General features: G+C 71.8%; 20 protein-coding genes. 12 read left to right on the forward strand and 8 right to left on the reverse strand.

Going from position 1 to position 22,106, the window contains the following annotated elements; all coding sequences use genetic code 11:
• Positions 1-68: 68 nt before the first annotated feature.
• On the reverse strand, positions 69-1,079 hold the full coding sequence (locus tag AB0N73_RS11345) for a 2-oxoglutarate and iron-dependent oxygenase domain-containing protein (RefSeq protein ID WP_363563466.1): 1,011 nt from the start codon (positions 1,077-1,079) through the stop codon (positions 69-71).
• Between the two features lie 146 nt (positions 1,080-1,225).
• Here AB0N73_RS11345 and efeU point away from each other — a divergent pair, with 146 nt between their 5' ends.
• From efeU to efeB, 3 genes are read left to right on the forward strand one after another with little or no spacing between them, the layout of a single operon-like run.
• Positions 1,226-2,152 carry an iron uptake transporter permease EfeU gene (gene efeU / locus AB0N73_RS11350; protein ID WP_363563468.1) on the forward strand — a complete coding sequence of 309 codons (927 nt, stop codon included), beginning with the start codon at positions 1,226-1,228 and terminating at the stop codon, positions 2,150-2,152.
• Positions 2,149-3,375: an iron uptake system protein EfeO gene (gene efeO, locus AB0N73_RS11355; protein ID WP_363563470.1), complete on the forward strand. Its 1,227-nt coding sequence runs from the start codon at positions 2,149-2,151 to the stop codon at positions 3,373-3,375. The genes efeU and efeO overlap by 4 nt, the downstream gene beginning before the upstream one ends.
• Positions 3,376-3,428: 53 nt before the next feature.
• Positions 3,429-4,700 carry an iron uptake transporter deferrochelatase/peroxidase subunit gene (gene efeB / locus AB0N73_RS11360; protein ID WP_363563615.1) on the forward strand — a complete coding sequence of 424 codons (1,272 nt, stop codon included), beginning with the start codon at positions 3,429-3,431 and terminating at the stop codon, positions 4,698-4,700.
• Positions 4,701-4,702: 2 nt separating this feature from the next.
• Here efeB and AB0N73_RS11365 read toward each other — a convergent pair whose 3' ends face one another.
• Positions 4,703-5,854: an acyltransferase family protein gene (locus AB0N73_RS11365; RefSeq protein ID WP_363563472.1), complete on the reverse strand. Its 1,152-nt coding sequence runs from the start codon at positions 5,852-5,854 to the stop codon at positions 4,703-4,705.
• Between the two features lie 241 nt (positions 5,855-6,095).
• Here AB0N73_RS11365 and AB0N73_RS11370 point away from each other — a divergent pair, with 241 nt between their 5' ends.
• Both AB0N73_RS11370 and AB0N73_RS11375 read left to right on the forward strand, forming a co-directional pair.
• Positions 6,096-7,301, forward strand: a complete 1,206-nt coding sequence (locus AB0N73_RS11370; protein WP_363563617.1) for an LLM class flavin-dependent oxidoreductase — start codon at positions 6,096-6,098, stop codon at positions 7,299-7,301.
• Positions 7,298-7,942, forward strand: coding sequence for a CE1759 family FMN reductase (locus AB0N73_RS11375; protein WP_363563474.1), 645 nt, complete (start codon positions 7,298-7,300; stop codon positions 7,940-7,942). The genes AB0N73_RS11370 and AB0N73_RS11375 overlap by 4 nt, the downstream gene beginning before the upstream one ends.
• A gap of 26 nt (positions 7,943-7,968) precedes the next feature.
• Here AB0N73_RS11375 and AB0N73_RS11380 read toward each other — a convergent pair whose 3' ends face one another.
• Positions 7,969-8,562: a VTT domain-containing protein gene (locus AB0N73_RS11380; protein WP_363563476.1), complete on the reverse strand. Its 594-nt coding sequence runs from the start codon at positions 8,560-8,562 to the stop codon at positions 7,969-7,971.
• Positions 8,563-8,701: 139 nt separating this feature from the next.
• Here AB0N73_RS11380 and AB0N73_RS11385 point away from each other — a divergent pair, with 139 nt between their 5' ends.
• Positions 8,702-10,666: a GDSL-type esterase/lipase family protein gene (locus tag AB0N73_RS11385; RefSeq protein ID WP_363563478.1), complete on the forward strand. Its 1,965-nt coding sequence runs from the start codon at positions 8,702-8,704 to the stop codon at positions 10,664-10,666.
• Positions 10,667-10,668: 2 nt separating this feature from the next.
• Here the strand turns inward: AB0N73_RS11385 and AB0N73_RS11390 are convergent, their stop codons facing one another.
• The 3 genes from AB0N73_RS11390 to AB0N73_RS11400 are packed head-to-tail and all read right to left on the reverse strand — an operon-like array spanning position 10,669 to position 13,848.
• Positions 10,669-11,871, reverse strand: a complete 1,203-nt coding sequence (locus tag AB0N73_RS11390; RefSeq protein ID WP_363563480.1) for a hypothetical protein — start codon at positions 11,869-11,871, stop codon at positions 10,669-10,671.
• Positions 11,872-11,917: 46 nt separating this feature from the next.
• The gene (locus AB0N73_RS11395) at positions 11,918-12,601 is read right to left on the reverse strand and encodes a response regulator (protein WP_363563482.1); all 684 of its coding nucleotides are present in this window, start codon (positions 12,599-12,601) and stop codon (positions 11,918-11,920) included.
• The gene (locus AB0N73_RS11400) at positions 12,598-13,848 is read right to left on the reverse strand and encodes an ATP-binding protein (protein WP_363563484.1); all 1,251 of its coding nucleotides are present in this window, start codon (positions 13,846-13,848) and stop codon (positions 12,598-12,600) included. The genes AB0N73_RS11395 and AB0N73_RS11400 overlap by 4 nt, the downstream gene beginning before the upstream one ends.
• A gap of 106 nt (positions 13,849-13,954) precedes the next feature.
• Between AB0N73_RS11400 and AB0N73_RS11405 the strand changes: the two genes are divergently transcribed.
• Positions 13,955-15,358, forward strand: coding sequence for a cation:dicarboxylase symporter family transporter (locus AB0N73_RS11405; RefSeq protein WP_363563486.1), 1,404 nt, complete (start codon positions 13,955-13,957; stop codon positions 15,356-15,358).
• Positions 15,359-15,434: 76 nt separating this feature from the next.
• On the opposite strand, the gene AB0N73_RS11410 is transcribed toward AB0N73_RS11405, so the two are convergent.
• A complete protein-coding gene (locus AB0N73_RS11410; RefSeq protein ID WP_363563488.1) occupies positions 15,435-15,626 on the reverse strand; it encodes a hypothetical protein in 192 nt (63 codons plus the stop codon).
• A 350-nt stretch (positions 15,627-15,976) separates the two neighbouring features.
• Between AB0N73_RS11410 and AB0N73_RS11415 the strand changes: the two genes are divergently transcribed.
• The 3 genes from AB0N73_RS11415 (at position 15,977) to AB0N73_RS11425 (ending at position 20,161) form a co-directional block, all read left to right on the forward strand.
• Positions 15,977-18,256, forward strand: a complete 2,280-nt coding sequence (locus tag AB0N73_RS11415; RefSeq protein ID WP_363563490.1) for a polyribonucleotide nucleotidyltransferase — start codon at positions 15,977-15,979, stop codon at positions 18,254-18,256.
• 225 nt (positions 18,257-18,481) lie between these two features.
• Complete coding sequence (locus AB0N73_RS11420) at positions 18,482-19,498, forward strand: aldo/keto reductase (RefSeq protein WP_363563492.1); 1,017 nt, start codon at positions 18,482-18,484, stop codon at positions 19,496-19,498.
• A 60-nt stretch (positions 19,499-19,558) separates the two neighbouring features.
• Positions 19,559-20,161 (forward strand): histidine phosphatase family protein, encoded by a 603-nt coding sequence (locus AB0N73_RS11425; protein ID WP_363563494.1) that lies wholly within the window; start codon positions 19,559-19,561, stop codon positions 20,159-20,161.
• A gap of 165 nt (positions 20,162-20,326) precedes the next feature.
• Here AB0N73_RS11425 and AB0N73_RS11430 read toward each other — a convergent pair whose 3' ends face one another.
• Positions 20,327-20,794, reverse strand: coding sequence for a GNAT family N-acetyltransferase (locus AB0N73_RS11430; RefSeq protein WP_363563496.1), 468 nt, complete (start codon positions 20,792-20,794; stop codon positions 20,327-20,329).
• A 36-nt stretch (positions 20,795-20,830) separates the two neighbouring features.
• Between AB0N73_RS11430 and dapB the strand changes: the two genes are divergently transcribed.
• Both dapB and AB0N73_RS11440 read left to right on the forward strand, forming a co-directional pair.
• Positions 20,831-21,646, forward strand: coding sequence for a 4-hydroxy-tetrahydrodipicolinate reductase (dapB, locus tag AB0N73_RS11435; protein WP_363563498.1), 816 nt, complete (start codon positions 20,831-20,833; stop codon positions 21,644-21,646).
• Positions 21,643-22,092: a hypothetical protein gene (locus AB0N73_RS11440; RefSeq protein WP_363563500.1), complete on the forward strand. Its 450-nt coding sequence runs from the start codon at positions 21,643-21,645 to the stop codon at positions 22,090-22,092. Before dapB ends, AB0N73_RS11440 begins: the two co-directional genes overlap by 4 nt.
• Positions 22,093-22,106 lie beyond the last annotated feature (14 nt).

Raw genomic sequence — 22,106 nt, forward strand, 5'->3', positions numbered from 1 at the left:
GCCGAGACCGTGGGTTAAACCCACGGTCTCGGCGCGAAAGTGCTGTCTCGCGGGTGCGGCGGGCGGGGTCAGGCGCGGGCGGCGACCAGGTCGGGGTGGTGGATGGCGGCCACGTCGGGGTGGGCGCGCAGGCGCGACTTCAGCGCGTTCTCGCCGTAGAGCGCGTGGATGGGGTTCGTCGGGTCCTGCGTCACACCCCGGGCCTGCGCGGCGAGCTCGGCGGGCAGCTCGATGAGCGGCAGGCGGGCATCGAGTGCGGGGTTGAAGAAGAACGGCACCGAGATGCGGTCCTCGGGGTAGCGCGGCGACACGACGCGGTGGTTGGTCGCGATCAGGTAGCCCTGCGTGGCGTACTCGAGGAGCTCGCCGATGTTCACGACGAACGAACCGTCGATCGGCGGGGCATCGACCCACTGGCCGTCGCGCTCGACCTGCAGGCCGCCCTTGCCGGGCTCGACCCAGAGCAGGGTGAGGACACCCGAGTCCTTGTGCGCCCCCACGCCCTGCTGCGGCTCGGGAGCGTCGCTGCCGGGGTAGCGGACGATCTTGATGAGCGTCGACGGGTCGCCGAAGTGGCGGTCGAAGTAGTCGCTCGGCGCGCCCAGCACGACGGCCCACTCGCGCAGGAGCGTCCGCGCGATCTCGGTCAGCCGGTCGTGCCACTCGGTGACGACGTCGCGGAGCTCGGGCTGGGCGGCGGGCCACAGGTTCGGCCCGGTGAGGCGGGCGAAGTCCGGCGCTTCGGGGTCGTCGATCGCGTCGCGCTCCGGCCCGATGTCGATCTGCTCGCGCCAGTCGACCTTGCCCTGGGTGAGCTCGCCGCCGACGCGCGTGTAACCGCGGAAGTGCGGGCTCTTGACGTTCTCGATCGCGAGCTTGTCGGCCTCCGGTAGCGCGAAGAAGTCGCGGGCCGCCCGCTCGAGCCGTCCGGCCAGCTCCGGGGTGACGCCGGTGCCGACGAGGTAGAAGAACCCGACCTCGTGCGTGGCCGCGCGCAGATCGTCGCGGAAGGCGGCGGCCGCGGCGGGGCCGTCGTTCAGGCGGGAGAGGTCGAGAACCGGGAGGGAGGGCGTGCTCATGCTCCGACGCTACGACCGCCCGGCGATCGGTGCGCGAATGTTGCCGAGCGTTACCGCCCGAGTGGCGAATTGTCTCGGGGTCGTCGGAGGAGTACTGTCACTCCGGGCTTAGGTGAGCCTTACCTCCTACTGAAGGACGTCGACGCGTGCTGTCCACTCTTCTCATCGGGCTTCGAGAGGGCCTCGAGGCGGCGATCGTCGTGGGCATCCTCGCCGCGTACCTCTCGCGGCTCGGACGCCGCGACGTGCTGCCGCGGCTGTGGATCGGCGTGGCTCTCGCCGTCCTCCTCTCGCTCGTCATCGGCGCCGTGCTCACCTTCGGCGCGTACTCGCTGACCTTCGAGGCGCAGGAGATCATCGGCGGCTCGTTGTCGCTCGTGGCCGTCGCGATGGTCACCGGGATGATCTTCTGGATGCAGCGGGCCGGACGCGGCCTCAAGCGCGTGCTCGAGGGCGACATCGACCGGGCCCTGGCCACCGGGTCGCTCTGGGGCATCGTGGCGCTCGGGTTCGTCTCGGTCGCACGCGAGGGGATCGAGACCACCCTCCTGCTGTGGTCGATGGTGCAGTCCTTCGGCGACGCGCCCACGGCCCTCCTCGGCGCCGTGATCGGCCTCGCCGTGGCGGTGCTGCTGGGCTGGTTCATCTCCCGCGGCATGGTGCGCCTGGATCTCCGGGTGTTCTTCACCTGGACCGGGGCGCTGCTCATCGTCGTCGCGGCGGGGGTGCTGGCCTACGCGATCCACGATCTGCAGGAGGCCGCGGTCCTTCCCGGCCCGTTCGCGGCGGGAGCGCCCATCGACCCGCTGACCGGCGTCGTGGCCGTGGGGGCGGCCGGGTTCCCGTGGGGATGGGCGTTCGACGTCGGCACGGTCATCGCTCCCGGCGGCGCCCTCGCCGCCGTCCTCCAGGCCACCGTCGGCTTCATGCCGCGGATGAGCTGGCTCCAGGTGATCGCCTGGGCCGCCTACGTCGTCATCGTCGGCGCCGTCTTCCTCCGCGGCGCCCGCCGCCGCATCCCCTCCCACCGAGTGAGCGACGCGGTCGCTCCCGCACAGCAAGGAACACCATGACAGTTCAGCGCATGATCGGCGGCGCCGCCGCCCTCGGAGTGGCCGCCCTCGTCCTGGCCGGCTGCGTCGCCAAAGCGGATGTCGCCGCCGCCGAGGCATTGACCGTGACCTCCACCGACACGACGTGCGACGTCTCGGCCGCGACCTCGACCAGCGGCACGCTGGCCTTCGAGGTCGCCAACACCGGGAGCCAGGTGAGCGAGTTCTATCTGCTCGCCTCGGACGGCCTGCGCATCGTCGGCGAGGTCGAGAACATCGCCCCCGGTGCGTCGCGCACCCTCACCGTGGTGGCCCAGCCGGGCGACTACTTCACGCTCTGCAAGCCGGGCATGGTCGGCGACGGCGTGGGACGCGCCGCGTTCGGGGTCAGCGGCGAGGCCGTGGCGGTCACGGGCGACGACGCCGAGCAGAAGCAGCAGGCGGTCACGCTCTACGCGGCGTTCGTGAAGGATCAGGTGGAGAAGCTCGTTCCCGCCGTGGACGAGCTCGCCGCGGCCTACGTCGCGGCGGACGACGCCACCGCGCGGACGCTCTTCCCGCAGGTGCGCGCGTACTACGAGCGCATCGAGCCGGTGGCGGAGTCGCTCGGCGACCTCGACCCGAAGATCGACTACCGCGAGGTGGATGCGGTCGCCGAGAGCCTGGACTGGACCGGCTTCCACCGCATCGAGAAGGACCTCTGGGTGCCCGCGCAGGACGCGCTGAACGCCGACGGGGTCACCCCCGCCTGGCAGGACTGGGCGCCGTCCACCCCGGCCGAGCGGCAGGGATACGCCGACACGCTCGTGAGCGACATCGCCGAGCTCAACGACTACGTCCACTCGGACGAGTTCTCGACGGCGCTCGACGAGCAGGGCGTCGCGGGCATCTCCAACGGCGCCATCGCCCTGCTCGACGAGGTGGCCACCGGCAAGATCACCGGCGAAGAGGACTGGTGGAGCGGCACCGACCTGTACGACTTCGTCGCGAACGTCGAGGGGTCGAAGATGGCCTACTCGCTCGTGCGCGACTTCGCGGAGTCCAAGAGCGAGGGCCCGGCACTCGTCGACGACATCGACGCCGGCTACGCGGCGCTCGAGGAGCAGCTGGCGACGTACGGCAGCTGGGATGCCGGCTTCGCGGGCTACGCGCAGCTGACGGATGCCGACAAGCGCACCCTGACCGACCTCCTCAACGCGCTCGCCGAGCCGCTCTCGCAGCTCACCGGGACCGTCCTGTCGTGACCGACCTCGACCCGCGGCCGTCGGCCGCCGAGCAGCCCGCGGAATCGCCCGCCGTGCTGAGCCCCGCCGCGGGGCTCAGCCGGCGCGGGCTCCTGGGCCTGCTCGGCGCCGGCGCCGCGGGCCTGGCCGCGGGGGCGGTGGGGGGAGCGGTCGCCACCGTCGCCGTGGGCGGCGCCCGTGGCGACACGGCGTCGGGCGGCGTGCACGCCTTCTACGGCGATCACCAGGCGGGCATCACGACGGCGGTGCAGGACCATCTGCACTTCGCGGCGTTCGACATGGCCGACTCCGCCACCCGCGACGACCTGATCACCCTGCTCCAGGACTGGTCGTATGCCGCTTCACGCATGACCCAGGGGCTGGATGTGAGCGCGTCCGGTGCGATCGGCGGCTCGCCGCAGGCCCCGCCCGACGACACCGGCGAGGCTCTCGGGCTTCCGGCGAGCTCGCTGACGGTGACCTTCGGCTTCGGTCCCACCCTCTTCGAGCGGGAGGGGGCCGATCGCTTCGGCATCGCGGCACAGCGCCCGTCCCTGCTGACACCCCTTCCGCGCTTCCTCGGCGACGACCTCGACCCGCTCCGCTCCGGCGGCGACCTCTGCGTGCAGGCGTGCGCCGACGACCCGCAGGTGGCGGTGCACGCCATTCGCAACCTCAGCCGCATCGCCTTCGGCCGCGCACGCATCCGCTGGTCGCAGCTGGGTTTCGGGCGCACCTCCAAGACGAGTGCGGCGCAGGCGACGCCGCGGAACCTGTTCGGGTTCAAAGACGGCACGGCCAACATCCTCGAGTCCGATCGCGAGGGTCTCGACTCGTTCGTGTGGGCGGCGGCCGCGGACGGCGCGCCCTGGCTCGCCGGCGGCAGCTTCCTGGTGGCCAGGCGCATCCGTCAGACGATCGAGACCTGGGATCGGCTCCGCCTGGCGGAGCAGGAACGCACGATCGGCCGAGGCAAGGGTGAGGGCGAGCCGCTCTCGGGCGGTTCGGAGTTCACCGCCCCCGACTTCGCGGCGACGGATGAGGCGGGCGCTCCCCGGATCGATCCGCACTCGCACGTCGGGATCGTCCACCCGGATGCGCACGACGGCATGCGCATCCTCCGGCGCGGCTACAACTTCGTCGACGGCAACGACGGGCTGGGCGCGCTCGAGGCGGGACTGTTCTTCCTGTCGTACCAGCGGTCGCCGGAGCAGTTCATCCAGCTCCAGCGCGCCATGTCGACCGACCTGCTGTCGGAGTACCTGCGGCACGTGGGCTCCGGCGTGTGGGCGGTGCCGCCCGGGGCGTCCGCGGGCTCCTATGTCGGGGCGGGGCTCTTCGGCTGAGGTCAGCGCGGCGTCCGCGGCGCACGCGGCGCGGGATCGGCCGTCGCCGGTCGACGCGATCCGGTCGGGTCGCTGCGGTGCCCCTCGCGCGCGGCGAGCGTCCGGTCGGCGAAGAGCCAGGGCCACCGCGGCTCCACGAGCGGGCGGAAGACCCGCCGCACGGGGCGGGTCGCGAGCCCGAGCGCGATCAGCACCGCCGCCACGCACACGACGGGCAGCCAGATCCACGTGGGGTCGAGCCCGCGCAGCACGCCGGACTCGCGGAACGGGTAGAGCACGAACGAGTGCAGCAGGTAGACGTACATCGTGTACTGCCCGAAGGCGGTCCACCACGTGGCCCGGCGCGGCACGAGCACGAAGAACGCCGTGCTGAGGATGAGGGCGATGGCGATCAGGGCGATGCGGATGCCGCCGGCCCACCACTGCTCTCCGCCGAGGGCGGCGTAGCCCTCGTCGTAGAAGAGCCAGGTGCGCAGGTTCACGTCCCGCCACACGTCGACGTAGACGTAGGCGACGGCGGCCGCCGCCGCGATCACGGCGCTCGCCCCCACGACGAGCCACCAGGGGCGGCTGCGCAGCAGACGCAGGCGGTCGACGACGTCGTGCTCGCGCAGCCACCAGCCGAGCGTGAAGAAGAAGAGCAGCCCGAGCGTGCGCGACAGCGACAGGGTCGAGTCGATGTTGGGCAGGTAGCCCACGCCGATCGAGATGACGAACGTCCACAGCAGCGGCCAGCGCAGCAGCGCGAGGTAGGGCAGGACGAGGCGGAAGATCCCGAGCGCCAGCAGGAACCAGAGCGTCCACGACGGCTGCGTCGGATTCGGGTTGGCCTGGCCCTCGACGAGGAACTTGGTGATCGTCCACAGCGTCTCGAAGATCAGATAGGGCAGCAGGATGTCGGTGATCACCCGCGCCATCTGCCGGCGTCCCGGGGCGCCGGCCTTGGAGAAGTAGCCCGAGATGATGGCGAACGCGGGCATGTGGAACGCGTACACCAGCAGGTAGAGCGAGAGGGCGACGTCGGAGTCGTACGTGAGCCGCTGGGTGGCGTGCCCCAGCACGACCAGGACGATGCAGGCGAAGCGCGCGTTGTCCCAGAACGGCACGCGACGGCGCGGGCGCGTCGGCGTGGGGGAGGTCTGCGGATCGCTCATCGCGCCGACACTATCGCCCCGCCGCGCGCGTCGCCCCGGGGTGGCGGTCGGCGGTAAGGTGTGGCCGCTGCGGCAGGGTGAGCAGCATTCCCCTCGATTCGTCGCATGTCCCGGACAGGTGCGGGGAATACTCTCGCGCTGAGGGTGTTACAGGGTTTATATTCATTTGCATAGAACGGATGCGCCACCGCATCCGGGAAGCGGGAAAGGCATCGTGAGCGAGAACACCACCTGGCAGGGAATGCAGTTCGGCATCTTCACCGTCAGCGACATCACCCAGGACCCCGTGTCCGGGCACACGCCCAGCGAGGCGGAGCGCATCCGCAACACGATCACGATGGCCAAGCACGCCGAAGAGGTGGGGCTCGACGTCTTCGCGCTCGGCGAGCACCACAACCCGCCGTTCTGGTCGTCGTCGCCCACGACGACGCTCGCGGCGATCGCCGCGCAGACCGAGCGCCTCATCATGTCGACCGCGACGACGCTCATCACGACCAACGACCCGGTGAAGATCGCCGAGGACTTCGCGATGCTGCAGCACGTGTCGGAGGGGCGCACCGACATCATGCTCGGTCGCGGCAACACCGGCCCGGTCTACCCGTGGTTCGGCAAGGACATCCGTCAGGGGCTGCCCCTGGCCCTCGAGAACTACGCGCTGCTGCACAAGCTGTGGCGTGAGGACGTCGTGGACTGGGAGGGCAAGTTCCGCACGCCGCTGCAGGGCTTCACGGCCACGCCCCGGCCGCTCGACGGCGTCGCGCCGTTCGTCTGGCACGGCTCCATCCGCACCCCCGAGATCGCCGAGCAGGCCGCGTACTACGGCGACGGCTTCTTCGCCAACAACATCTTCTGGCCGGCGGAGCACTACCAGCGCCTCATCGCGCTGTACCGCCAGCGCTACGCGCACTACGGTCACGGCACGCCCGAGCAGGCCATCGTGGGACTCGGCGGCCAGGTCTTCATGAGCGCCAAGTCGCAGGACGCGGTCACCCAGTTCCGCCCCTACTTCGACAACGCGCCCGTCTACGGCCACGGGCCCTCGATGGAGGACTTCACGCAGATGACGCCGCTCACCGTCGGCTCGCCGCAGCAGGTCATCGACCGGTACGCGGGCATGCGCGAGCTCTACGGCGACTACCAGCGTCAGCTCTTCCTCATGGACCACGCCGGACTCCCGCTGAAGACGGTGCTCGAGCAGCTCGACATCCTGGGCGGCGAGGTCGTGCCGGTGCTGCGCCGCGAGCTGGCGAAGAACCGCCCCGCCGAGGTGCCCGACGCGCCGACCCACGCGAACCTCGTCCGCGCCGCGTACGGCGACGGACCCTCCCGTCAGGCGACGCCGCGGGCCAACCGCGGTGACAACCTCACGGCGGGCTCGCCCTACCAGGACACGGTCCAGCCCGCCGGTTCCGCCTTCGGGCTCGCGGCCGCTCGGAGCAACGCATGAGTGCCCGGCGCATCGCGGTGATCTCGGCGGGGTTGTCGAACCCGTCGTCGACACGGATGCTCGCCGACCGGCTGCTGGCCGCGACCGCGCGCGAGCTGACCGAGCGCGACATCGAGGCCACGGCGGACGTGTTCGAGCTGCGTGACTACGCGCACGACATCACGAACAACCTCCTGACCGGTTTCGCGCCGCCCGCCCTCGAGACGATGCTCAACACGGTCGTCTCGGCGGACGCGCTGATCGTGGTCACCCCGATCTTCTCGACGAGCTACTCGGGGCTGTTCAAGTCGTTCATCGACGTGCTCGACCCCGATGCGCTGCGCGGCACCCCGGTGCTCATCGGAGCCAATGCGGGCACGGCGCGGCACTCGCTGGCGATCGACTACGCCATCCGCCCCCTGTTCGCCTATCTCCACGCGGATGCGGTCTCGACCGGTGTCTTCGCCGCGTCGTCGGACTGGGGAGGATCCGGTGACGACGTCGCCCCGCTCGGCGCCCGCGTCGACAAGGGTGCGCGCGAGCTCGCCGAGGCGATCGCCCGACGTGCACCCGTGACGGCGGAGGATCCGTTCGATCCGGCCTCGTACCTGGGCGAGGGGCGATCCTTCGGCCACCTGCTGGGCGGTCTCGCGGGCGAGTAGCCCCCCCCGCGCGCCCGCCCTCTCGCTCAGGGGCGGGCGCGCGCCCGTCTGGTCAGCACGGCGTCGACCGCGAATCCGACCACGAGCGCGACGCCGATCGAGACGAGCACGGCCACGAGCGGTCCGCCCGGGAGGATCAGGGCGACGGCCGCGCCGATGAGCGCCTGATAGGCCGCCCACCCCGTGGCCGCGACCGCGCACATCCCGAGGAACCGCCGCGGCGGCACCCGCGTCGCCCCGGCCGTGACCGTCACCGCGATCCGCGCGAAGGGGATGAAACGCGCCGTGAACACCACGGCCGCCGCGCTCCGCTCGAGTCGCCGCGCCGCCCAGGAGAACGCCGCCGCCACCCGCGGCCGCTGCATCCACCGCCACCGATCGGTCCCGACCCGGCGTCCGATCAGATACCCGCAGGCGTCGCCGGCGAAGGCCGCGGCCGCGGCGACGACGATGACGAGGGCGAGCGGCGGGGTGCCGGTCGAGACGGCGAGGGCGCCGAGGGCCGTCACCGCCACCTCGCCCGGCAGCACCACGAGCAGCGCGTCGCCGAAGACGAGCGCGGCCATCACCGCCAGCGCCCAGGGGCTCGCCGCGGCGGTCGACAGCAGGTCCTCGATCACGCGCCGAGCGTCCCACGCGCTCGTGAACGGCGACCGAACGACGCACGTCCGGTGACGTGCGGTCGTGCATCCGGTGAACTCTGCGCTTTTCGGGGGCGGTTCGGTTCTCGTGCGGGGCGCACGCCGTCACGCTGGATGCGTGAGAGTCGCGCTGATCGCCGAGTCCTACCTTCCGCACATGAACGGGGTCACCAACTCCGTTCTGCATGTCCTGCGCCACCTCGCCGCCGACGGCCACGAGGCTCTCGTCATCGCCCCGCGGGCGAGCGAGACCGTCGACGCGGTGGCGGGCGCGCGCACCGAACTGCTGACCTCGCTGCCGCTGCCCTCGTATCCGCAGGTGCGCGTGGTGTTCGCCCGCGTGGCCAGGATCGCGGCGATCCTGCGCGAGTTCCGTCCGGACGTGGTCCATCTCGCCTCCCCGTTCGTCCTCGGATGGCAGGCCGCCCTGGCCGCCGACGCGCTGCACACCGCATCCGTGGCCGTCTACCAGACCGACGTCGTGGCGTACACGCAGCGCTATCGGATGCCGCAGGCGACGACGCTCGCGGCGGCCCACGTCGCCCGGTTGCACCGGCGCACCACCCTGACGCTCGCTCCCTCGACCGCGTCGCTCGCGCAGCTGGAGGGGCTCGGGGTGGACCGGCTGCGGATGTGGGCGCGCGGCGTCGACGGCGAGCGCTTCCGGCCCGAACGCCGCAGCGACGCCTGGCGTGCCGGCGTCGCGCCCGGCGAGCGGATCGTCGGGTACGTCGGGCGACTCGCGCCCGAGAAGCAGGTCGAGGATCTGGCCGTCCTGCAGCGGATACCGGGCGTGCGGCTCGTGATCGTCGGTGACGGCCCCTCGCGCCCGGCGCTCGAGCGCCAGTTGCCGGGGGCGGTGTTCCTGGGGCATCTACGCGGTGAGGCGCTCGCTGAGGCGATGGCCGGCTTCGACGTCTTCGTGCACCCGGGGGAGAGCGAGACCTTCGGCCAGACGATCCAGGAGGCCCACGCCAGCGGGGTGCCCGTCGTCGCGACGGGCACCGGGGGACCGGTCGACCTGGTGCGCTCGAGCATCGACGGCTGGCTGTACCGCCCGGGCGACCTCGGCGATCTCCGCGCACGGGTCGAGGATCTCCTCGGCGACGACGCCAAGCGCGCCGCGTTCGCGCTCGCCTCGCGCGAGGCGGTGGCGGAGCGCACGTGGCGCTCGCTGTACGGGCAGCTTCTCGGTCACTACGACGAGGCGCGGGCGCTCCGGCCCATCGACGACCTGCTGTTCGCCCGCGCGGCGACGCGTCCCTCGATCCCGATGTCGCCCGACGAGCCCCGGCGGTGGTCTCGATACGTCGCCCTGGGCGACTCGCTCACCGAGGGGCTCTGCGACACGTCGCGCACCCCGGCGGGCGAGTACCGGGGATGGGCCGACCGCCTGGCTCCGCTCCTGGCGCAGACGCGGGGCGGCGCCGACACCTTCCGCTTCGCCAACCTCGCGGTGCGTTCCCGGCGCGTGCGCGATCTCGCCGGGGAGCAGGTGCCGCGCGCCCTGGCGCTGCGTCCCGACCTCGTCTCGATCCTCATGGGCGCCAACGACCTCGTCGGGCATCGGGCGGACCCGGTGGCGCTCGCAGCCGAGCTCGAGGTGAGCGTGCGGGTCCTCCGCGCCGCCGGCACGGACGTCCTGCTCGTCACGCCGTTCCTGCCCCGACGCCGTGCGGCCCGGCTGTTCGCGCGCCGCTTCGCCGTCTACGCGTCCGAGATCCGGCGCATCGCCCGCATCCACGACTGCCTGCTGCTCGACGTCGATGCGCTGCCGGAGATCGGCGACGTCGCCATGTGGGCCGACGACAAGGTGCACCTGCGCTCGCGCGGGCACCGTTTCCTCGCCTACCGCGCGGCCGACGTGCTCGGTGTCCCCGACGCCGAGGCGATCGGGGAGCTCGATGCGGCGCTCCACGAGGACGAGCCGTCATCGGCGGGGTGGCTGCGCCGCGACGCCCTGCCGTGGGTGTGGCGGCGCGTGCGCGGGCGGACCGCGGGCGACGGGCTCGTCGCCAAGCACGACGCGTACGTCGAACTGCCGGGGCCCGGCTCCGCGCGCCGCGCGTCGTCGCCCGCCTGAGGTCAGTACCAGCCGGTGCGCTGGGAGTGATCCCAGGCGCCGCAGGGCGTGCCGTAGCGTCCCGAGATGTACGACAGGCCCCAGTTGATCTGCGTGGCCGCGTTCGTCCGCCAGTCCGCCCCGGCCTGCGCCAGCTTCTCGGCGGGCCACGCCTGCGGGATGCCGTACGCCCCGCTCGACGGATTGAGGGCGTTGGCCCGCCACCCCGACTCGCGGTTCCACAGCAGCACGAGGCACGAGAACTGGTCGTCGCCCCATCTGTACGCGCGGATGGCGCCGCGCGCATACTCCTTGGCGGCGGCGGGATCGACGATCACGCCGTAGCCCCCGCCGGGTGCGCCGGACCCGCCCGATCCGCCGCCGGAGCCGCCCGAACCACCGCCGGAACCACCCGATCCGCCGCCGGACCCGCCCGATCCCGCCGGAGCGGTCGGCGGCGCGGGCGAGGGAGCCGCGGTCTGCTGGGCCAACCGGTAGCGGCGTTCGGTGTCGGCCGACGTGTTGCGCAGCGTCGCCAGTTGCGCGTAGAGGGTGTCGAGTTCCGCCGTGAGGGCGTCCACCTCGAGCGCCTCTGCGCCGACCGCGGCGTCCGCCGTGCGCGCCGTCTCGTCGGCCTCGTCCGCCAGAGCGTCCCGCGCCTCGCTCGCGGCGGCGGCCTGGTCGCTCAGCGAGCGGGCGAGGAGGACGTCCGCCTGAGCGGCGCGGGCTCGTCCCGCCCAGGCGGTGCCGAGCACATCGAGCAGTCCCAGCCGGTCGAGCAGGTCGTCCGGATCGGCCGCGGTCAACAGCCGCGCGGCCAGCGGGCCGTCGGACTGGGTGCGATAGAGCGCGGCGGCGAAGCGGCCCATCTCGTCGCGGGTGCGCGCGGCACGTCCGGCGGCCTCGCTCAGCTGCGCATCCAGCGTGCTCGCGCGGCTCTGCGCCGCATCGGCGGCCTCGCGCGCGGCCTGCGCGGCAGCGGCGGCGGTCAGTGCCGCCTGCGAGGCCGCCTGCGAGCGGGACTCGGCGGCGGCGAGCGCCGCATCGATGCGCGAGGCCACCTGTGCCGCAGCGGCCGCATCCGCCCGCGCGTTCTCGACATCGGCCCACGAGGGCGCTTCGGCGCGGGCGGAGACGGGGTGCAGGGTGGCGACCGCGACCAGCAACGCCGCGCTCACCGCGAGGGTCGCGCGCATGCGCGAACGGGTGCGCGGCGCGGAGGGCATGGCGTCCACGCTAATCGTGCACCATGCATCCCACCATCCCCACCCGTCACATCGTGCGCCGGTACTCCGTCTCGGGGCGCCCCGGCCGCCCGTAGCGCGGCGCCTTCTCGGCCGCGCCGACGCTCACGAGGTGTTCGAGGTACCGCCGGGCCGCGACGCGGGAGAGCCCCAGGATCTCGGCGGCCTCGGCGGCCGAGATCGCGCCCTGCGTCCGCAGCGCGGCCGAGACCGACTCGAGGGTCTGCGCCGACAGCCCCTTCGGGGTCGGCGGGCTGGGCGGGCGTCGTCCGGCGCCCAGCAGTGCGTCGATCTCGGCCTGCGTCGTCCCGCCGGTGCGCGCGGCCCGCTCGTCGAGTCCGGCACGGAACTCCTCCAGACGCTCACGGAAGACCGAGAAGGGGAACGGCTTCACCAGGTACTGCACGACGCCCAGGCTCGCGGTCGCCCGCACGGTCTCCGCATCGCGCACGCTCGTGACCGCGATGACGTCCACCGTGCTGCCGCGTGCGCGCATCGTGCGGAGCACGTCGACTCCGCTGCCGTCCGGCATCGTCATGTCGAGCAGCACCAGGTCGACGGGCGGTCGCGGTTCGGGGCCGACGAGGCCGCGGAGGGCCGCGTGCGCGCCGGCGCACTGGGCGCTCACCCGGAATCCCGCCATCCGTCCCACGTAGGTCGTGTGGAGCTCGAGGGTCAGCGCGTCGTCGTCGACGACCATCACGTCGATCATGCGCGCGCCCGCAGCCTCACCCGGAACGTGCTGGGCGGATCGAGGCGGATGCTGCCGCCCGCGGCCGTGACGATGTCGTGCACGAGCGCCAGGCCCACCCCACGCCCCTCGGGCCCCGCGGCCTTGGTCGTGAAGCCCCGCTCGAAGACCCGGTGCCGCAGCTCCGCCGGGATTCCGGGGCCGCTGTCGGACACCACGATCTCGAGATCGTCGCCCGCGCGGCGCAGGGTCACCGCGACCGTGCGCGGATCGGGTCCCGCCGCGGCCGCATCCAGGGCGTTGTCGATCAGGTTGCCGACGACCGCCACCGCATCGACCGGGCTGAGCGCCGACCGCGGGGCGTCGGCGTCGATGCGCGTGCGCAGCTCGATGCCCCGCTCCTTGGCCTGGGAGGTCTTCCCGAGCAGCAGAGCGCCGACCGTGGGATCGCCCACGCCGCGCGCCGTCACCTGATCGACGAGATCCTGCGACGACCGCGTCGAATCGGTCAGGACCCCGATCGCCTCGGCGCTGCGACCCAGCTCGATCAGCGCGACCGCGGTGTGCACCCGGTTCCCGTGCTCGTGCGTCTGTGCGCGCAGCGCCTCGCCGAGGGTCCGCATCGATTCGGCCGAGGCCAGCGTCTCGCGGATGTCGGCGGCGGCACGGTCTCCGGTCACGGCACGTGCCCCGCGGCGGGCGAGCGCGGCCCCGACCAGACCGGCCGCGATCACGAGGAGCGCCATCGCCCCGGTGAACGGCAGCCGCTCCAGGATGCCGCCGCCGATGCTGCCGAGCGTCATGCCGGCGGATACCCATCCGATCACCTCGCCGTCGGCGAGCACCGGGGCCACGGTGCGCACCGACGGCCCGAGGGTGCCCTCCCGCTGCTCGGTCAGGGAGACCGGCTCGTCCGGGATGGTGCCGATGTACCGGGCGCCGATCTGGGCGGGGTCGCGGTGGGTGTAGCGGATGCCGTCGGGACTCATGATCGTGACGAAGTCCAGCCGCGTCGAGGCCATGACGGATGCGGCGAAGGGCTGCAGCACGGTCGACGGCTCGGCGTCGCGGAGGCCCTCGGAGACGAACGGGTCGTCGGCCAGCGTGCCGGCGATCGCGGCGGTGAGGCGTTCGGCGTCCACCCGCTCCGTCCGTTCGGCCTCGAGGACGAGCAGGACGCTCAGGATCACGGCCACGGCCAGAGCCGTCGCCGTGATGGCGAGGAACAGTCGCGTGGCCGCGCTCGCCGGGAACCTCGTCGTCCGCACGTGGCACCTCCGAGACCAATACGACCACAAATCGACGTGTCGCGGCACGGGCCCGATTCTCGAAGTCATCGACGCGACGACGCGGCGACCCGACCTGGAGGCGACGATGGCTCTTCGAATTCCCCGGACAACGACTCTGACGATCCCGCGGCTCTCGCGCCGCGGTCGGCCGCGCAAGAAGTGGGACCGCCACACCTGGCTCTACGTCTCGGTGATCATCGCGGTCGTCGCCGGCGCGATCGTCGGCCTCGCCGCCCCCGAGTTCGCCCTGGGGCTGAAGCCGCTCGGCACCGCGTTCGTCTCGCTCATCTCCATGATGATCGCGCCGATCATCTTCTGCACGATCGTGGTCGGCGTCGGGTCGATCGCCAAAGCGGCGACGGTCGGCAAGATCGGCGGCCTCGCGCTGCTCTACTTCCTGACGATGTCGACCTTCGCGCTCGCGATCGGCCTCGTCGTCGGCAACCTCATCCACCCCGGCGAGGGGCTGGACATGTCGGGCGCCACCTACGAGGTCGAGACCGCCCCGGCCTCGACGACGGACTTCCTGCTGCACATCATCCCCGAGACCTTCTTCTCGGCGTTCACCGGAGAGAACGTGCTGCAGGTGCTCTTCATCGCGCTGCTGGTGGGCTTCGCGCTGCAGGGGCTGGGTGAGAAGGGACGCCCGATCATGGCGGCCGTCGGCCACCTGCAGACGCTCGTCTTCCGCGTGCTCGGCATGATCCTGTGGCTCGCCCCGGTGGGCGCGTTCGGTGCGATCGCCGCCGTCGTCGGTGCCACGGGCGTCGCGGCGATCCTCGGGCTCGGCCTTCTCATGGTGGCCTTCTACGTCACCTGCATCGTCTTCATCGTCGGCATCCTGGGCACACTGCTCTACGCCGTCGCGAAGGTCAACATCTTCTCGCTCATCAAGTACCTGGCCCGTGAGTACCTGCTGATCGTGGGCACCTCGTCCTCCGAGTCGGCGCTGCCGCGTCTCATCGCCAAGATGGAGCACCTCGGGGTGTCGAAGCCCGTCGTGGGCATCACGGTGCCGACCGGCTACTCGTTCAACCTGGACGGCACCGCGATCTACCTCACGATGGCCTCGCTGTTCATCGCCAGCGGCATGGGAGCGCCCATGTCGATCCCGGAGCAGATCGGACTGCTGGTCTTCATGATCATCGCCTCGAAGGGCGCGGCCGGCGTCACCGGGGCGGGACTCGCGACCCTCGCCGGCGGGCTCCAGGCGTACCGTCCCGATCTGGTCGGGGGAGTGGGCGTCATCGTCGGCATCGACCGGTTCATGTCGGAGGGGCGCGCGATCACGAACTTCACCGGCAACGCGGTGGCGACCGTGCTCATCGGCACGTGGACGAAGCAGATCGACGCGGTCCGCGCGCGCACCGTGCTGCGCGGTGACCTGCCCTTCGACGAGGCAAGCCTCACAGGCGGCCACGGCGGGCATGAGGCGCCGGCGTCCGATGTCGCGGCGACGCCCGTCGCGCAGCCCGCGGCGCGCGGCTGAACACTCGCCGTCCGGACGAGGAAGAGGGGGTGCCGACCGACGGCACCCCCTCTTCCTCGTGAACGGCGGGCTGCGGTCAGCCCTGGATGCCCTGTTCGAACCCGTCGAAGCGCATCTCGCGCTGCAGCTGGGCGCGCAGTTCCTGCTCCTCGCGCGGATCGACGGCCTCGGGTGCGCCGTCGAGCTCGCCGTCCTCGATCAGCTCCGTCTCGCGGACGTCGTCAGGCGTGGTGCCGGAGTGGTCGTCCGGGGTGTGCTTATCGGCCATCGTGGATCCTCTCGCCGGGCGGGGTCGTGCTGGTCGTCCCACGATAAGCGCCGCGTCGCCGGGGCGACCACCCCTCGCGCTGATACAGTGGCAGAGACCGCTTTCGGGTGGTCATCCAACTCCACACGAGTTCATCGGAGCAGGCCGGCAGGAAGCTGGTCCCCTGTGGTGGGTTCCTCGTCGTGATCGGATGCCGTCGCATCCGCATGCCGGGTGGTCTTCTACTGGTGGCCAGCGCGGGCGATCTTCAGGTCACTGTCGCGCGTCCATATCTGCCTGTTCCTGCTCCTTCGCATGTCCGCTCGTCGCCCACACGGGGCGGCGAGCCTAAACAAAGAAGGAGGGACCTCTTGGAAGGTCCAGAAATCACCGCCGCTGAAGCCGTTCTCGACAACGGCCGTTTCGGCACCCGCACCGTCCGGTTCGAGACCGGCCGACTGGCACAGCAGGCGCAGGGCGCCGTTGCCGCCTACCTCGACGAGGAGACGATGCTCCTCTCGGCCACCAGCGCCGGAAAGCACCCTCGTGAAGGCTTCGACTTCTTCCCGCTGACCGTCGACGTCGAAGAGCGCTCCTACGCCGCCGGCAAGATCCCCGGCTCGTTCTTCCGCCGCGAGGGCCGCCCCTCCACCGAAGCGATCCTGGTGTGCCGCCTGATCGACCGCCCGCTGCGCCCGTCGTTCGTCGACGGCCTCCGCAACGAGGTCCAGATCGTCGTCACCGTGCTCTCGATCGCGCCCGGCGAGTTCTACGACGCCCTCGCGATCAACGCCGCGTCGCTCTCGACGCAGATCTCGGGTCTGCCGTTCTCCGGCCCGATCGCGGGTGTGCGCCTGGCGCTCATCCCCGGTCACGGCGAGAACGCCGACCAGTGGATCGCCTTCCCCACGGTCGAGCAGCTCAAGGAGGCCGTGTTCGACCTCATCGTCGCCGGCCGTGTGCTGGACGACGGCGAAGTCGCGATCATGATGGTCGAGGCCGAGGCCACCGAGCACAGCTGGGACCTCATCAAGGCCGGCGCGACGAAGCCGAACGAGGAGATCGTCGCGCAGGGTCTCGAGGCCTCGAAGCCGTTCATCAAGCAGCTCGTCGCCGCGCAGAACGTCGTCGCCAACACGGCGTCGAAGGAGATCAAGGAGTTCCCGGTCTTCCTGCCGTACAGCCAGGAGACCTACGACTTCGTCGCCGGCCGCGCCTACGACAAGCTCGTCCCGATCTACCAGATCGCCGAGAAGCAGGAGCGTCAGAACGCCGACGACGAGTTGAAGGACGCCGTCAAGGCCGAGCTCCTCGCCGCCGTCGAGGCGGGCGAGCTGCCCGCCGTCGCGACGCTCGAGTTCTCCGCCGCGTACAAGTCGGTCACCAAGAAGATCGTCCGCGGACGCATCCTCGCCGAGGGCGTGCGCATGGACGGCCGCGGTCTCGCCGACATCCGGGCGCTCGACGCCGAGGTGCAGGTCATCCCGCGCGTGCACGGTTCGGCGATCTTCCAGCGCGGTGAGACCCAGATCCTGGGCGTCACCACGCTGAACATGCTCAAGATGGAGCAGCAGATCGACTCGCTGAGCCCCGTCACGAGCAAGCGCTACATGCACCACTACAACTTCCCGCCGTACTCGACCGGTGAGACCGGTCGCGTCGGCAGCCCGAAGCGTCGCGAGATCGGGCACGGCTTCCTGGCCGAGCGCGCGCTCGTGCCGGTGCTGCCCAGCCGCGAGGAGTTCCCGTACGCGATCCGTCAGGTGTCCGAGGCCCTCGGGTCCAACGGCTCCACCTCGATGGGCTCGGTCTGCGCCTCGACCCTGTCGCTGCTGAACGCCGGTGTGCCCCTGCGCGCCCCGGTCGCCGGCATCGCGATGGGACTCGTGTCGGACGAGGTCGACGGCCAGACGCGGTACGCGGCACTGACCGACATCCTCGGCGCCGAGGACGCGCTCGGCGACATGGACTTCAAGGTCGCCGGTACGAGCGAGTTCGTCACCGCGATCCAGCTCGACACGAAGCTCGACGGCATCCCGTCGTCGGTGCTCGCCGCCGCGCTGACGCAGGCCAAGGACGCCCGTCTGACGATCCTGGGCGTGCTGAACGCCGCGATCGACGCTCCCGACGAGATGGCGCCCACCGCGCCCCGCGTCATCAGCGTGCAGATCCCGGTCGACAAGATCGGTGAGCTCATCGGACCCAAGGGCAAGACGATCAACTCCATCCAGGACGAGACCGGCGCGCAGATCTCCATCGAGGAGGACGGCACCGTCTACATCGGTGCGACCGACGGCCCCTCGGCCGAGGCCGCCCGTGCCCAGGTGAACGCGATCGCCAACCCCACCAACCCCGAGGTCGGCGAGCAGTTCCTCGGCACCGTCGTGAAGATCGCCACCTTCGGCGCCTTCATCTCGCTGCTGCCCGGCAAGGACGGACTGCTGCACGTCAGCGAAGTCCGCAAGCTCGCCGGTGGGAAGCGCGTCGAGAACGTCGACGACGTGCTCTCGGTCGGCCAGAAGCTGCTCGTCAAGATCACCAAGATCGACGACCGCGGCAAGCTCTCGCTCGAGCCGGTCACGGAAGAGGCAGCGGACCAGGAGGGTCGCGCCGCGGCCAGCGCCGGTCCGGAGGCCCCCGCCGAGGGCTGATCCCCGCGTGAACATCGAGACCCCCGTCGCTCCTCGGAGCGGCGGGGGTCTCGTCGTCGAGTGAGGCATCCGGGCCGGGAAAAAGCGTTATCCAATGTTTACCGACAGCGGGCCGTCGTGGAGCCGATCGCGATGCGCCTCACCTACCCTCGAAGTACGCGTCGGGGGGCGCGACGGCCTCGCGGCCAACGCGTCACCCACCACAACGGTGCGGAGTGGGTGCTCATGAAGATTTTCGGCATAGGTCAGCCGCAGACCATGCCGCTCGCTGCGCCCACGCATCCGTCCTCGCCCATCCCGGTGCAGGGTCCCGGCGTCGGCAGCGGCATCCGCGTCGATCTGGGGGAGACGGGCCTGCGCGTCTTCCCGCTCATGCTCGGCGGCAGCGAGTTCGGGTGGAACGTCGACATCGACACCAGCCACGAGATCCTCGACACCTACATCGAGCGCGGCGGCAACGCCATCCACACCGCCGACAGCTTCACGGGCGGCCGCAGCGAACACATCATCGGCCAGTGGCTGCACGCGAGGAACCTCCGCGACGAGGTGGTCCTCGCCACCCGCGTGGGCGGACACCCCGACAACCCGGGCCTGGGTCCGGTCAACCTCATCCGCGCCGTCGAGGCCTCCCTCACCCGGTTGCGCACCGACCGCATCGACCTGCTCTACCTCGACGGCACCAGCGACGTCCCCTCGCTCGAGAGCGCGCTGGCCACGGCCGACTGGCTCATCGAGAACGGCAAGGTGCGCGCGCTCGCGGCGTTCGGGTTCACCGCCGAGCAGCTGGTCGAGGCCCGCATCCTCTCGTCGGCCGGCCTGCCGCGGTTCACGGTGCTCGACGTGCCCTACAACGTGCTGCGCCGCCGCGACCTCGACGGCGACCTGCGGCTCGTCGCGGGAGCGCAGGGCATGGCGGTGACCCCCTCGCATCCGCTCGAGCACGGTTTCCTCGCCGGCGCGCGCCGGAGCCGTGAGGCACCCGTCACCTCGGTGCGGGCGGCCCAGCTCGCGGGGAGCCTGACCAAGCGAGGAAGCCGCACCCTGCGTGCCCTGGATGCCGTGGCGGCAGAGATCGGCGTGCCCGTCTCGGCGGTGGCCGTGGCCTGGCTGCTGGCCCAGCGCATCGTCACGGCGCCGATCGCGAACGCCTACGCGCCGAGCCACGTCGACGAGGTCATGCAGGGCGTCGGCGCGCGTCTGACCCGCGGGCACCTCGCCGAGATCGCGCGCGCGTCGGAGTAGCCGGGTAGGCTGGATGAGGCGTTCCGGACCGGCGTCGACAACCCAACGGAGTGGCGAGGCGTGACCCATTACATCTATCTGGTGCGTCATGGCGAGCACCAGGATGCCGAACACGGGATCGATGACGGGCCCCTTTCCCCGCGCGGCCGGAGGCAGGCGGAGCTCCTGGCCGATCGCCTCTCGGGTGTCGCGTTCGACGCCGTCTGGCACTCACCGCTGGTGCGCGCCGCCGAGACGGCACGAGCCGTCGCGGAGCGCATGCCCGCCATCACGCCCGAGGCGTCCGCGCTGCTCTTCGACTGCGTCCCGACGGGCATGACGAGTGAGACCCCGGCGGTGTTCGAGTCCTTCTTCGGCGGAGTATCCGAGGCCGAGATCGATGCCGGACGCGCACAGATGGCCGACGCGCTGGGCGCGTTCCTCGTGCGCAAGCCCGGCGACGTGCACGAGCTGATCATCACGCACAACGCCGTCATCGGCTGGTTCACGCGAGAGGTGCTGGGCGCCCCCGACTGGCGCTGGATGACGCTCAACCAGGCCAACTGCGGCCTCACCGTCATCGCGCAGCGACAGGGCCGGCCGTGGACGCTGGTCTCGCACAACGACCTGGCGCACCTGCCGTTCGAGCTGCGCACCGGTCTGCCCGAGGTTCCCCCGGTCTGAGCGCGCCCCCGCCCCGCGGGTAGCCGGCTGCGCTGCCGCCTCCTGCTGCCGCTGGGGTGCGCGCGCAGCATTCGTTTCTCGGAGAATCGCGCTTTTCTCGGAGGATAGGCGCCACATCCTCCGAGAAACGGCTGATCCTCCGAGAACCGACTCCGCAGACGCGCGTCAGAGCGGCTTGCCGTACCAGCGCGTGGCGTTGGGGTTGTCGTTGTACGGCTCGATGGCGGCGAAGCCGGAGCGGGCGTAGAGCGATCCGGCGGCCTCGAGCGAGTGGTGGGTGTCGAGGACGAGGTCCGCGGCGCCCAGCGCTCGGGCCTCGCGTTCGAGCGCCTCGAGGATGAGCCGTCCGCCGCCCGTGCCCCGTGCGGCGGGGCGCACGAACAGGTGCTTGATCTCGTACCGGCTCCCGGTCGCGCCCGGCTCGATACGCCGGATGCCGCCGCATCCGATCGCGGTGTCGTCGTCGCCGAACAGCACGAGGAACACGCCCGCGGGCGGCACGAACGCGGCCGGATCCGGGAACGTCGTGCGATAGCCGCCACCGGGGAAGCCCTCGGCCCGCATCGCGAAGTACTCGGCGAGCAGGTCGTGGGAGACGGGATCGTCGGCGGCGAGGACACGCAGGCGGGGCATGCGCCGAGCCTAGCCGGGCGCGCCTAGGGTGGGATCATGACGACGCGTGTGGCCATCGTGGGTGCAACCGGCAAGCTCGGGGCGATCATCCGCGCTGTGGCAGAGGCGGAGGACGACCTGCTCGTCGTCGCGGCGCTGTCGTCCCGTGACGGCCTCGAGGCGATCGCGGACGCGGACCTCGTGGTCGACGCCTCCACGCCCGCCGTCTCGATCGAGGTCGTGCGTGCGGCGATCGAACAGGGCAAGAACATCCTGGTCGGCACGAGCGGATGGTCGGCAGAGCGCATCGCGCTCGTGCGCCCGCTCGTGGATGCCGCCGGCACCGGCGCCGTCTTCGTGCCCAACTTCTCGCTGGGTTCGGTCGTCGGCACCGCTCTGGCCGGTGCGGCCGCGCCCTTCTTCGACTCCATCGAGATCGTCGAGGCCCACCGCGACACCAAGATCGATTCGCCCAGCGGCACGGCGGTGCGCACCGCAGAGGTGATCGCCGCGGCCCGTGCCGCCACCGGCCCGGTCGCCGCCGTCCACGTCGATCAGCGCGCGCGTGGCCAGCAGGTCGCGAGCGTACCCGTCCACTCGCTGCGCCGCCCGGGCGTCGTCGCCCGGCAGGACGTGGTGCTGTCGGGCCCGGGGGAGTCGCTCACCATCACCCACGACACGGTCGAGCCCGCCCTGGCCTACGCCCCCGGCATCCGGCTCGCGCTCGCGGCGGCCAAGGATGCGCGCGGCGTGCACATCGGGCTCGACAGCTTCCTCGACATCGGCATCCGCCTGCCCGCCGACCGCCGCACCGAAGCGCCCGTCGCGGACGGCGCCGTCTCGGGCCAGGTGGCCGGCGCCACCGGCTCATGAGCGCCAAGATCGGCGTCGCCCTCATCACGGCGGCGTTCGCGCTCTACGTGGTGCTCGTCGGGCAGCGCGCGGTGCTGCTGCTCACCAGCGGCGACGGCGTCGGGATCGCGATGGGCGTCGCCCTCGTGGTGCTGCCCTTCATCGCCGTGTGGGCCGTGGCGCGCGAACTGTGGTTCGGCCTGCGCGCGCAGGCGCTGGGGCGCCTCCTCGAGAAGGAGGACGCGCTGCCCGGCGAGACGCTCACGGTGCGCCCCAGCGGCCGCGTGCTGCGCGACGAGGCCGACAGCGTCTTCCCCGCCTACCGCGACGCCGTCACCGACGCGCCCGACGACTGGCGCGCCTGGTACCGGCTCGGACTCGCGTACGACGGTTCGGGGGATCGCCGGCGCGCCCGGGCGGCCGTCCGCACCGCCATCCGGCTCGAACGGCGCTCGGCCCGCGCGTAGCACGCGGACCGCGG

Origin of the sequence: Microbacterium sp. NPDC089189 (assembly GCF_040685095.1) — a bacterium.
Lineage (GTDB): Bacteria > Actinomycetota > Actinomycetes > Actinomycetales > Microbacteriaceae > Microbacterium.